General features: G+C 68.4%; 10 protein-coding genes. 3 read left to right on the top strand and 7 right to left on the bottom strand.

The annotated features are described in order from the left end of the window. Positions 1-88: 88 nt before the first annotated feature. The 3 genes from ileS to EOV43_RS03620 form a co-directional block, all read right to left on the bottom strand. Positions 89-3367: an isoleucine--tRNA ligase gene (gene ileS, locus EOV43_RS03630; RefSeq protein WP_128219726.1), complete on the bottom strand. Its 3279-nt coding sequence runs from the start codon at positions 3365-3367 to the stop codon at positions 89-91. A gap of 368 nt (positions 3368-3735) precedes the next feature. Beyond that, positions 3736-4173, bottom strand: coding sequence for a hypothetical protein (locus tag EOV43_RS03625; protein WP_239022212.1), 438 nt, complete (start codon positions 4171-4173; stop codon positions 3736-3738). Beyond that, complete coding sequence (locus EOV43_RS03620; RefSeq protein WP_128219725.1) at positions 4173-4568, bottom strand: hypothetical protein; 396 nt, start codon at positions 4566-4568, stop codon at positions 4173-4175. Before EOV43_RS03620 ends, EOV43_RS03625 begins: the two co-directional genes overlap by 1 nt. Before the next feature lie 38 nt (positions 4569-4606). Here EOV43_RS03620 and dapD point away from each other — a divergent pair, with 38 nt between their 5' ends. Together dapD and EOV43_RS03610 are read left to right on the top strand one after the other, a co-directional pair. Next, on the top strand, positions 4607-5539 hold the full coding sequence (gene dapD, locus EOV43_RS03615) for a 2,3,4,5-tetrahydropyridine-2,6-dicarboxylate N-succinyltransferase (RefSeq protein ID WP_128219724.1): 933 nt from the start codon (positions 4607-4609) through the stop codon (positions 5537-5539). 52 nt (positions 5540-5591) lie between these two features. After that, entirely contained in the window at positions 5592-6545 is a 954-nt protein-coding gene (locus EOV43_RS03610) for a VldE C-terminal domain-containing protein (protein WP_239022211.1), read from the top strand. Positions 6546-6573: 28 nt separating this feature from the next. Here EOV43_RS03610 and EOV43_RS03605 read toward each other — a convergent pair whose 3' ends face one another. From EOV43_RS03605 to fdxA, 4 genes are all read right to left on the bottom strand, one after another. Then, a complete protein-coding gene (locus EOV43_RS03605) occupies positions 6574-7380 on the bottom strand; it encodes a hypothetical protein (protein WP_128219723.1) in 807 nt (268 codons plus the stop codon). Between the two features lie 87 nt (positions 7381-7467). Further along, complete coding sequence (locus EOV43_RS03600) at positions 7468-9549, bottom strand: CotH kinase family protein (protein WP_128219722.1); 2082 nt, start codon at positions 9547-9549, stop codon at positions 7468-7470. Between the two features lie 142 nt (positions 9550-9691). Further along, positions 9692-10822 carry a succinyldiaminopimelate transaminase gene (dapC, locus tag EOV43_RS03595; protein WP_206611386.1) on the bottom strand — a complete coding sequence of 377 codons (1131 nt, stop codon included), beginning with the start codon at positions 10820-10822 and terminating at the stop codon, positions 9692-9694. Next, on the bottom strand, positions 10819-11142 hold the full coding sequence (gene fdxA / locus EOV43_RS03590; RefSeq protein ID WP_128219720.1) for a ferredoxin: 324 nt from the start codon (positions 11140-11142) through the stop codon (positions 10819-10821). The genes dapC and fdxA overlap by 4 nt, the downstream gene beginning before the upstream one ends. Before the next feature lie 85 nt (positions 11143-11227). On the opposite strand from fdxA, the gene EOV43_RS03585 reads away from it, so the two are divergent. Continuing rightward, positions 11228-12217 (top strand): GNAT family N-acetyltransferase, encoded by a 990-nt coding sequence (locus tag EOV43_RS03585; RefSeq protein ID WP_128219719.1) that lies wholly within the window; start codon positions 11228-11230, stop codon positions 12215-12217. Positions 12218-12237 lie beyond the last annotated feature (20 nt).

Here is a 12237-nt window from a genome sequence, read left to right as displayed (position 1 = left end):
CCCTGCCTCCCGGGGACGCAACGAGCCCCCGCGACGTGCTGGTCGCGGGGGCTCGTCATGGTTGCGTCAGGCCTCAGTCAGGCCTGGGTCAGGCCTTGGTCACCGTGAAGCGAGCCACGTTGCCGTCGCCCACGGCGACGTCGTCACCCTCGACGGACGCGACCGCGAACGAGGTCGCCTGGACCTCGCCGGCCACCAGCGCCTCGTGGACGGTCACGGCGGCACGGACGGCCTCGTCACCGTCGACGACGAGAGCGATCTTGTCGGAGACGTCGAGGCCGGCGTCCTTGCGACCCTGCTGGACCGCGCGGACCAGGTCGCGGGCGATGCCCTCGGCGGCCAGCTCGGGCGTCACGACGGTGTCGAGGACGACGAAGCCACCACCGGGCAGCATGCCGGTCACGGTGCCGCCGTCGGCCTCACCGGCGACGGTCTCCAGCGTGTACTCACCCTCGACGAGGTCGAGGCCACCGGCGGTGACGGTTCCGTCGGCGGCGACCGACCAGTCACCGGACTTGGAGCCCTTGATGGCGAGCTGGACGCTCTTGCCCAGACGGGGTCCGGCAGCGCGGGCGTTGACGGTGAGCTTCTGCTCGACGGAGTAGGCGGCAGCTTCCTCCGACCCCGGGGCGACGACGCGGACGCCCTTGAGGTTGAGCTCGTCGGCGATCAGGCTCTCGAAGCCGGTCACCGAAGCGCCCTCGGCGACGACGGTGAGCGCGGTCAGCGGGAGACGGTTGCGCAGGTTGGCACCCTTGCGGAGCGCCGAACCGGCCGAGCAGACGTCGCGGACGAGGTCCATCTGGGCCACGAGCGCGTCGTCGGCGGGCAGCTCGTCGAGCGAGGGCCAGTCGGTGAGGTGCACCGAACGACCGCCGGTGAGGCCACGCCAGATCTCCTCGGTGACCAGTGGCAGCAGCGGCGCGGAGGCACGCAGCGTCGTCTCGAGCACCGTGTAGAGGGTGTCGAAGGCGTCCTTGGTCTCGGCCGTGACGTTGGCGCCATTGTCAGCAGTGACGCCCTCGGCCCAGAAACGCTCACGCGAACGACGGATGTACCAGTTGGTCAGGACATCGAGGAACGAGCGGGTGGTCTCACACGCACCGGCGATGTCGAACGACTCGTGCTGATCGGCGACCGCGGCGACGAAGTCGCGGGTCTTGGCCAGCAGGTAGCGGTCCATCGGGTGGGTGGAGTCGGTGCGACGCTCAGCGGTGTAGCCGGCCGCGTTGGCGTACATCTGGAAGAAGTACCAGGTGTTCCACAGCGGGATCATGACCTGGCGCACGCCGTCGCGAATGCCCTGCTCGGTGACGATCAGGTTGCCGCCGCGCAGGATCGGGGACGACATCAGGAACCAACGCATCGCGTCGGCACCGTCGCGGTCGAAGACCTCCGAGACGTCGGGGTAGTTGCGCAGCGACTTGCTCATCTTCTGGCCGTCGGAGCCCAGGACGATGCCGTGGCTGATGACGTTCTTGTAGGCCGGCTTGCCGAAGATCGCCGTGCCCAGGATGTGCAGCGTGTAGAACCAGCCGCGGGTCTGGCCGATGTACTCGACGATGAAGTCGCCCGGGAAGTGGCCCTTCTTGTCGGCGGTGCCGTCGAACCAGTCGCGGTTCTCGAAGGGGTAGTGGTTCTGCGCGAACGACATCGAACCGGAGTCGAACCAGACGTCGAGGACGTCGGTGACCCGGCGCATCGTCGACTTGCCGGTGGGGTCGTCGGGGTTGGGACGGGTCAGGTCGTCGATCCACGGACGGTGCAGGTCGGGCTCGCCCTGGGCGTTCAGCGGGAGACGGCCGAAGTCACGCTCGATCTCCTCGAAGGAGCCGTAGACGTCCAGACGCGGGTACTCGTCGGAGTCGGACTTCCACACCGGCACCGGGGAACCCCAGAAACGGTTGCGGGTGATCGACCAGTCGCGGGCGTTCTCGAGCCACTTGCCGAACTGGCCGTGCTTGATGTGGTCCGGAGTCCAGTTGATCTGCTCGTTGTTGGCGAGCATCTGCTCCTTGATCGCGGTGACCTGGACGAACCAGGACTCCACACCCTTGTAGATCAGGGGCTGGCGGCAGCGCCAGCAGTGCGGGTAGGAGTGGCTGTACGTCTCCTGGCGCACCAGCAGGGTGCCCGCGGTGACGGAACCCTCGCGGGCCTTGAGGTCCTTGATGATCACCTTGTTGGCGTCGAAGACCTGCATGCCGCGGTAGTCGGTGACGGGGTTGGTGAAGCGGCCGTCCTTGCCGACGGGAACGACGGCCTCGATGCCCTCACGGTCGGTGACCTCCTTGTCGACCTCACCGAAGCCACCGGCGGCGTGCACGAGGCCCGTACCGGAGTCGGTGGTGACGGCGTCGTCGGCAGCGACGACGCGGAAGGCGTTGGCGTGGCCCTCGTAGTACGAGAACGGCGGGACGTAGGAGAGACCCACGAGCTCCGAGCCCGGACCGGTCCACAGCACGGTGGCCTCGTCGGCGTCGGGGAAGAACTCCTTCTTGTACGACGCGAGACGCGCCGCAGCCAGGACGACCTTGTCGCCCTGAGCACCATCGACACCGGGGGTCTCGACGAGGACGTACTCGATCTCGGAGCCCACCATGACGGCGATGTTGGACGGCAGGGTCCACGGGGTGGTCGACCAGATCAGGACCTTCGCACCCTTGAAGGGGCCGTCGGTGGTGACCTCGAAGCCGACGGTGACGGCCGGGTCTTGGCGGTCCTTGTAGACGTCGTCGTCCATCTTGAGCTCGTGGTTGCTCAGCGGGGTCTCGTCCTGCCAGCAGTACGGCAGGACGCGGAAGCCCTCGTAGACCAGGCCCTTGTCGTGGAGCTGCTTGAAGGCCCACATGACCGACTCCATGAACTCGGGGTTCATGGTCTTGTAGTCGTTGTCGAAGTCGACCCAACGGGCCTGACGGGTGACGTAGTTCTGCCACTCGCCGGAGTACTTCAGGACGGACTCACGGCAGGCGTCGTTGAACTTGTCGATGCCCATCTCGACGATCTCGTCGGTGGTCTTGATGTTGTTGAGGCGCATCGCCTCGAGCTCGGCGGGCAGGCCGTGGGTGTCCCAGCCGAAGCGACGCTCGACCTTCTTGCCACGCATGGTCTGGAAGCGCGGGACGATGTCCTTGACGTAGCCGGTCAGCAGGTGGCCGTAGTGCGGCAGACCGTTGGCGAACGGCGGGCCGTCGTAGAAGACGAACTCGTCCTCACCGTTCGCGCCGCCGTCACGCTGGGCGACGGAGGCCTCGAAGGTGCCGTCGGCCTTCCAGTAGGCGAGCACCTGCTCCTCGATCGCGGGGAACCGCGGGGAGGCGGGGACGCTCGCTGCGTCGCTGTGGGACACCTTGGGGTAGGCCATCGGGGGCGCTCCTGCTTCGTCGTACGTCTCGGTGCAGCTCTGCTGTGGGCCAGAACTGCCTTCCCCGAGGACGACGTGAGCCGCGGTACCACCTCGATTGCCCTCTCCCCCGCCGCGCGGTGGAGGGCCTCTCGTTCTTCGGCTGTGACGGGCCGGACCCGTCCGGTTCTACTCGGGTGCTCCCCGGGATGGGAGACCGTTTCTTCCGGAAGCTCGCCGCTGATGACGGCTCTGACGCTGGTACCCCCGATCGTACGCTCGCGCCCCTCCCCTGCGCCAACATGCACCAACATGCACCACGGGACGTCATCACATCTGGTCGCCATGGCGACCAGATGTGATGACGTCCCGTGAGATGGAGAGGGAGGTCAGGAGGCCGGACGGGTCTCCGGCTCGACGTGCTTGAGCCACCACATGCCCACGAAGGGCAGCACCAGCGGCACGTATCCGTAGCCCTGGCCGAAGTGGCTCCAGACGGTGGCGTCGGCGAACAGGTCGGGGTCGAGGTAGGTCCACAGGCCGACGCCGAGGACGCCCACCATCTCGAACGCGCACGCCACGACGGCCACCCGGAACCACCGACGTCCGGGCATCCGGAACGCGATCGTGGCCACCAGGTAGACGATCGCGGCGACCAACGAGAGCGAGTACGCGAACGGCGCGACGTCGAACTTCGTGACGATCTGGGACAGCGACCGAGCGCCCGACGAGACCGCGAAGACGGCGTAGGCCGCGATCAGGATCTGACCCAGCGCACGACGACGGGCGGGGAGTGCAGGACGCTGCGGCATGCTCTGCACGGCCATCAGTGGATCCCCTGCAGGCGGACGACGAGGACGACCATCGCGATCGCGCAGACGGTGAGCACCGCCAGGTGCGGCGGCGGCGCCTGTACGGGGTGGCCGTCGGCGTCCAGGACCGGCTTGCCCTTCTCGTCGATCTCGCCACGCTGGTTGAGCAGGATCAGGGGCAGACCGGCCGACGCCACCATGTAACCGACGTAGGTCACCATGTTCTTCGGCTCGTAGCCCTGGAGCAGTTCGATCGCGGCCAGCACGACCACCAGGACAGTCGCCCCGTGCGCGCCCTTCATGGCCAGACGAGCGGGCCCGTCGAGCTCCGGCTTCTTCAGTGCGACGAGGGCGAGGACGGCGACGACACCCAACAGGGCCGCCACGGCGTAGGTCAGCGCGGGATACACGTCAAGCAGGCTACCCGCGTCCCAGTAGAGTTCGTGCGGTGACGACTGCTGCTTGGGGCTACGCCCTCGTGACCCGTGATTCCTCCGACAACGTCCTCGACGCCTGGTTCCCGGCGCCCGCCCTGGGCGAGCCGGACGGCTCCGAGGCACCCGCCGAACTGGCTGCTGCCGCCGGCACCGACGACGTCCGCAAGGTGACCAAGGCCGTCGAGCTGGTCACCATCGCCGACATCGCTGCCGACCCGGCCTCCGCCCAGGACGCCTGGCTCCGCCTGCACCTCCTCTCCTCCCGTCTCGTCGCGCCGCACGGCCTGTCGATGAACGGTGTCTTCGGTCTGCTCTCCAACGTCGTGTGGACCTCCGAGGGCCCGTGCGCCGTCGACGGTTTCGAGCTGACCCGCCTGCGCCTCAAGGCCGCCGGCAAGAACGTCGCCGTCTACGGCGTCGACAAGTTCCCGCGCATGGTCGACTACGTCGTCCCCTCTGGTGTCCGCATCGCCGACGCCGACCGTGTCCGTCTCGGCGCGCACCTCGCCTCGGGCACCACCGTCATGCACGAGGGCTTCGTGAACTTCAACGCCGGTACCCTCGGCGCCTCGATGGTCGAGGGCCGCATCTCCGCGGGCGTCGTCGTCGGCGACGGCTCCGACATCGGTGGCGGCGCGTCCATCATGGGCACCCTCTCCGGTGGCGGCAAGGAGGTCATCTCCGTCGGCGAGCGCTGCCTCCTGGGCGCCAACGCCGGTATCGGCATCTCCCTGGGTGACGACTGCGTCGTCGAGGCCGGCACCTACGTCACCTCCGGCACCAAGGTCACCCTCGTGGCAGAGGACCGCGTCGTGAAGGCCTCCGAGCTCTCGGGCGCCAACAACGTGCTGTTCCGTCGCAACTCCGTCTCGGGCGCCGTCGAGGCCGTGGCCTGGAAGGGCCAGGGCATCGAGCTCAACGCTGCACTGCACGCGAACGACTGATCCAGCAGTGACTCCGCAGGGCCGTCGCCCCTTCGCCCGTCTGGTGCGAGGGGTGACGGCCCTGTTGCTCACCCTGGCGCTGCTGGCCGGTGCATTCGTCGGCTTCGGGTACCTCTTCGACCGCCACGTCCGTCCGGCCATCACCCCCAAGGTCTGCACCGCCACCTACGAGGACCTCGAGGTGCGGCTCTCGCACGAGCAGGCCCGCAACGCCGCACTGATCGCGGCCGTCGCCGTCGAGCGCGGGCTACCTGCCCGCGCCGTGACGATCGCCCTGGCGACGGCGTACCAGGAGTCGAAGATCGTCAACATCAACTACGGCGACCGCGACTCCCTCGGACTCTTCCAGCAGCGGCCCTCCCAAGGCTGGGGCACCGAGGAGGAGATCATGGACCCGATCTACTCCACCAACGCCTTCTACGACGGCCTGGTCAAGGTCAAGAACTACCGCGAGCTCGACGTCACCGTCGCTGCCCAGAAGGTGCAGCGCTCTGCGTTCCCCAACGCCTACGCCGACCACGAGAGCGACGCCCGCGTCCTCGCCTCCGCGCTCACCGGGCAGACCACGGCCGCGTTCACCTGCACCGTCGACGGCAACGTCACCGACCTCGCCGAGAACCTGCTGCCCAGCGGCCTCACACCTCGGGCCGAGGCCGTCCTCGACGACGTCCGGGCCGTCTGGGGCAAGCAGTCGGTGGGCGGCTTCGAACCGAAGGGCGTCACCGACGGCCACATGTCCGGCTCCGCCCACTACACCGGCCGCGCCGTCGACATCTTCTTCCGTCCCGTGAACGACGCCAACAACGCCCGCGGCTGGGCAATGGCGCACTACCTGGTGGCCCACGCGAGCCGCCTCGACATCGCCACCGTCATCTTCGACGACCGCATCTGGCAGGCTCGCCGCTCCTCCGAAGGGTGGCGGGACTACCGGGTGCCGGCGTCATCGAAGGGCGACCGAGCGATCCTGGAGCACCGCGACCACGTGCACGTCGACGTGTTCCGCTGACCGGGGGTCCATTTCGGACGTGCCGCTCTCAGAGAGGTACCGGCACCTCGGCGACGAAAATGAGTTCGCCCACATCCAGTGCCTGGATCCCGTCACCGTCCCACCCACCTCTGTCGGCGTGCATGCACGAGTTGTGGAGCATCACCTCGATGGTGGTCGAGCGGGAAGCAGCGCCACTCTGATGCACCGTGACGTCCATCGCGCCAGGGCCCGCAGAATTGTCGTTGAACATGGTCATGGTCGGGAGGGCAATGTCCCCGGACGGAATGAAGGAGGCGGCGTCGGCGGCTGACAGTTCCATGCTCGAGGGAGCGAACCGCAGACTGTCGCGGTGCTGATGCCACACCCGGGGGTCACCCCATGGGTTGGAGTAGCACCCTTGGGAGACGTCACCGATCTTCCATTCCTGAACCGCCATCGCATGAGGAGCGCTCAGACTGAGCCCCCGGTAGTACATCTCGTTGTACTGAAGCCCACGATGTCTCAGGCGCAGAAAGGACCCGAACCCAGGACGCGACCCCACCACGAGGTCCCCGGCGATCTCCTCCTTCTGCTTCGTCATCGTCCAACCCCACATGGTCTTCGGCCCCCACGTCGCCTCCACGACGAGGTCGAGGTCGGGCGCTCCGACCCTGACGTCGACCGGACGCGCCGTGGCAATGGGGTTCTCCCCCGCAACGAACCCTGACGCCGTCCAGTCCAACCGGTAGACCACGTCGCGCAGCATTGTGCCCGAGGTGGCGAACGCCGGCGAAGCGCCTGCTACCACCACTGCGGGTGGCGTCCACAGTGCGGCGGACAAGGCGTTACGGCGCGAGACAGGGCTGAGGTCCATGAATGATTCCTTGATGTCGAGATCCCCGAGACCTGACACTCACGCACGTTATCAACGTCCATGAATGCCAGGTGGCCAAACCTGGTTTCAGGGCAGCTTGTCGCTGCCCAACGTCGGGATCGCCTTGTCGAGCCACGCGATCCGATTCCGGTACCAGGAGACGACGGAGTCGGCGTGGCCCCGCCAGGTCGTGTGGTGCAGCACCATGTCGTTCTCGTCGAGCAGCGACTTGCCCAGGAACATGCCCGCTCCTGACGGGATCGGCGCGAAGTTGCGCACCGCCGAGTCCTCGAGCCGGTCCGCGTGCCGTGCCAGGTCCGACACCATCGCCGTCAGCCCCGGCGAGACCTCGACCCACCGCTGCTGGACCAGCGCCCGGAACTCGGGGTCGTGGAGCATCCGCTGGATCCAGTGCGGGCCGTCGGTGACCATGCCGAGCGCTCGCGCGACGCCGGGCTTGAGCGGCCCGCGGTGCACGAACCACCCCTCGGGGTCGTCGATGCCGAAGGAGTTCCGCACGCCCGCGGACTGGTCGAAGTCCCACGGCGGCCCCATCGAGAGCTTGCCGCCGACGGCTCGCTGCATCCAGACGCTGGTGCCGAAGTTGGCCTCGGTGCTCTTGGTCAGTTCGTGGGCCAGGTACCAGTCGGCGAAGGAGCGCAGGTCCACCAGCCGGCGGTAACCGGTCTCCTCGTCGAGGAAGTCGTCGGAGTACAGGACGTCCTCGAACTCCTGCATCTGGGCGGCCAGGGCCTCGCGGTACTCATCGCTCTCGGAGCCGAACTCCTTGAGGTAGAACTGGATGCCCTTCGCCGTCGTGAAGCGCGGGTCGGTGTCGTCCCAGTGGTCGGCCTCGATGAGGAATCCGCCGTCGTCGGGGGTCTCGGGCAGGTCGTCGGCGCCCAGGTCGACGCGCCCCGGCTCCACCTCGATGCCCTCACCGAGTTGGTACACGCCCTTGTAGGTGCCGTTGACGTAGAGGTCGACGTCGACCATGCGGGGTGACCACGGCATCCCGATCCGGCGCGCCGCCTCGAAGGCAGCGGTGTTGCGCAGCAACGAACGGTCGTAGAAGTTGGCCAGCAGGACGTAGTCCTTCGACGCCGGCATCCCCAGCAACGAGGTGCGCTCGTCGAGCTTCACCTTGTAGGGCAGTTTCATCGTGACCCACGACGTCGAGTTGCCCCGCACCCGCAGACGGGCACTGAGGTCGTGGGACGGCAGCGCCGTCCCGTCGGCCGCCTGTGTGTTGTCAGCGTCGATCGTCACCTGGGAGCGCACGTAGGTGGTCTTGGTGAGGATCGGTTCGGGTGAGGTCACCCGCACCACCGGCACGCTGCCGCGCAGGTGCAGCCCTTGCGCGGTGTCGCGGACCGTGGGGTCGAGCTCGGCGTCAGGATCGGGTTGCGGAGTGGCCGCCCGTACGGTGAACCGGCGTTCGGCCGTGGCCGAGGCGGTGCGTGCCGTGGCAGCAGCGATCACCCGGACGCGGTGCTCTCCCACTGCGAGCCCGAGGTCGGGCAGCCGCACCGCACCAGTGGCGCCGGTACGCAGGTGCGCCGTCTCCTGCCACTTCCCGTTGCGGTGGAGCTGCACCGAGAGACGACGGTTCTTGACCGCCGGCGTCACCTTGGCCATCCACTCGTGCTGGGACCCGACCGTCATCGAGGTGCCACCGGTCAGGGCGAGCGTGGTGGTGATGAGACGGGGACGCACCACGACCTGGGAGGAGACCCACTTCGCAGCGACCTTCTTCGTCCGGCGGCTGCCGTCGGCACGCTTGACGCGCTTCGTGACCGCAGGAGCGAGCACCCGGAAACGGGCGTCGGTGCGCACTGCGCGTCTGAAGGTGTAGGCCCCGCTCTTCTTCGTGCGGGTCTTGGCCGTGGTCGCCCACACACCGTTGCGCTTCACCTGCAGCCGCACGATGCGCTTGCCCGGCTTGGCAGCCTTGCCGGAGAACTTCACCGTGTCCCCGGGCACGGGACTCGTGGTGCTGACCTTGAGCGTGCGAGCGCTCGCACGCACCGGCTCCGCAGCACTCGAAGATGCCGCACCGGCGGACGGCATGGCACTCCAGACGAGCGGAGCCAGCAGGGCCAGCGCGACGGCCGCCACGGAGGCGCGACGAGGGACAGGAGGGGTGGCACGTGTGCTGAGGGGCGTCATTCCGGCTTCCGGGAGTCGATGAAGCAGACAGTATTCACTCCCCTCGGACCGTGCACCGTCAGAACCAGGAAAGAGTGCGCCACGCCGAAGACGCAGACAGCCCCTCCGGAGTCGACCGGAGGGGCTGTCGAACGGTGTTCGGTCAGGCGGAGAGACGCTCCACCGCAGCGGCGACGCGCTCGTCGGTCGCGGTGAACGCGACACGGACGTGGTTCTTGCCGGCGACGCCGTAGAACTCACCCGGCGCGACCAGGATGCCGCGGTCGGCGAACCAGTCGACCAGCTGCCAGCAGCTGGTGTCGGCGTCCTTCGTGGTCCACAGGTACAGGCTGGCCTCGGAGTGCTCGACAGTGAAGCCGGCGCCCTCCAGGGCAGCCTTGAGGACCGTGCGGCGAGCGGCGTAGCGCGCGTGCTGCACGGCGACGTGGGCGTCGTCGTCCAGGGCGGCGGCCATCGCCTTCTGCTGCGGGTCGGGCATCTGCAGACCAAGGTTCTTGCGCACGGCCAACAGCTCGGCGACGACGCGAGTGTCACCGGCGACGAACGCGGCACGGTATCCGGCCAGGTTCGAACGCTTCGAGAGGGACTGGACGACGAGGATGCCGTCGTGGCTGTCGCCGCAGACGTCGGGGTGCAGGACCGAGACGGGGAGGTTGTCCTCGTCCCAGGCGCACTCGATGTAGCACTCGTCGGAGACCAGCAGGACGCCTCGCTCACGGCACCAGTCGACGACCTTCTTGAGGTGCTCGACGGGCAGCACCCGCCCGGTCGGGTTGGACGGCGAGTTGATCCAGAGGATCTTCGGCGTCCGCGGACCGATCGCGGTGAGGCTGTCGGTGGCGATGATCTCGGCACCCGCGAGCGCGGCACCGACCTCGTAGGTCGGGTACGCGAGCTCGGGCTGGACGATCAGGTCGCCCTTGCCGACCCCGAGGTGCAGCGCGAGCGAGCCGATCAGTTCCTTGGAACCGATGACGGGCAGGACGCCGTCGACGCCGATCCCCTGCACACCACAGGTGCGCTCGAGCCATCCAACGATGGACTCACGCAGGGCCAGCTTGCCGATCGTGATCGGGTACCCGTGGGAGTCCGCGGCGTCACGCAGCGCCTGCTGCGCGACCTCCGGGGTGGGGTCCACCGGGGTGCCGACCGAGAGGTCGACGATGCCGTCGGCGTGGGTGCGGGCGCGAGCGGCGAACTCGGTCAGCTTGTCCCACGGGAAGTCAGGCAGGCTCGACGAAACGGTGGGGGCCGCTCCGAACACGCCGGTCACTTCTGGTTCTGGGGAGCGAGTTCGGCGACGAAGGAGTGGTCCTTGTCCATGGCGCCGAACTTCGCGGCGCCACCGGGCGAGCCGAGCTCGTCGAAGAAGCCCACGTTCGCGTCGTAGTACTCCTTCCACTCCTCCGGGGTGTCGTCCTCGTAGAAGATAGCCTCCACGGGGCACACCGGCTCACACGCACCACAGTCGACGCACTCGTCGGGGTGGATGTAGAGCATGCGCTTGCCCTCGTAGATGCAGTCGACGGGACACTCGTCGACGCACGCGCGGTCCTTGACGTCGACACACGGCTGGGCGATGACGTAGGTCACCGTTCCTCCTCGGGTAGCGGGATGAAGACTTGAGGGGAAAGCGTCCACACGGATCTGTCCCCACGGGTCAGCCTAGTATCTCGTCGTGACCACCCCCACAGACCCCCCGTCCACGTCCCACGCGCCGGACGGCGACCGCCCCACCCACGTCGAGGGTCACGCCCTGGGATCCCACCGCCTGGGCGAACACGTCGTGGGTCAGCGCGTCGTGGTGCGACGACTCCTGCCCGGCCAGACCGGCCCCACCGGAGGCCCGGCCTTCACCGACACCCTCGGTGAGTGCCTCTCCTGGGGGCGCGGACTCTGCGAGGTCAGGACCGAGGACGGCACCGTGGTGGCGATCCACCTGGCCGACATCGTCTCCGGCAAGCCCGTCCCGCCCCGCGACTCCGTGCGGATGCGCACTCCGGCCCGCACCCTGCACCTGCGGTCCCTCGGCCTGCTCGACGGCGTCGTCACCAGTGCGCTGGGCGAATGGGTGTTCCGCGACGGCGGACTGGCCCTCGACGGACGTGCGACCAAGCGCGGCCACTCGGTGCTCGCGATCGGCCACCCGGGCGTCCCCGTCGCCGAGGCTGCTGATCTCGTCGTCGCCCACCACCGTGCGCTCGGCACTCCCCCACTGGCCCAGGTGGTCGTGGGCTCCCCCGAGGAGGAGGCCTTGCTCGGTCTCGGATGGAACCCCGTCGGGACGCGCTTCGAAGCCCTGCTCGCGCCCCTCTCGCGGGTCCAGCGACTCCTGCCCCCGGCCCCTCCGGTCGCCGACCTGGCCGAGTCGACCGAGGGTCACCTCGCGACGGCGAACGTCGGTGACGGCGCCCGCGTCCGGGTCGCGATCGACGACACCCACGGCGACGTGTGGGGCTGCGTGGGCGACCTCTGGGTCACCGAGCGCCAGCGCCGCACCGGTCTGGCCCGTGCGGTCCTGGCCGAGGCCGTCGACTGGGCCGCCTCGCGGGGCGTGACCACGCTGCACCTGCAGGTGGAGAGCGACAACCCGGCCGCGGTCGCGCTGTACCGCTCGATCGGTTTCAGCACCCACCACGAGTACCGGTTCCTGAGTGCTCCTTGCTGAGTACTCCTGCGTGAGTGACC

The organism is Nocardioides yefusunii (assembly GCF_004014875.1).
Classification (GTDB): domain Bacteria; phylum Actinomycetota; class Actinomycetes; order Propionibacteriales; family Nocardioidaceae; genus Nocardioides; species Nocardioides yefusunii.
The sequence above is the reverse complement of the archived record's forward strand: the minus strand, read 5'-3'. Positions and strand labels throughout refer to the sequence as shown.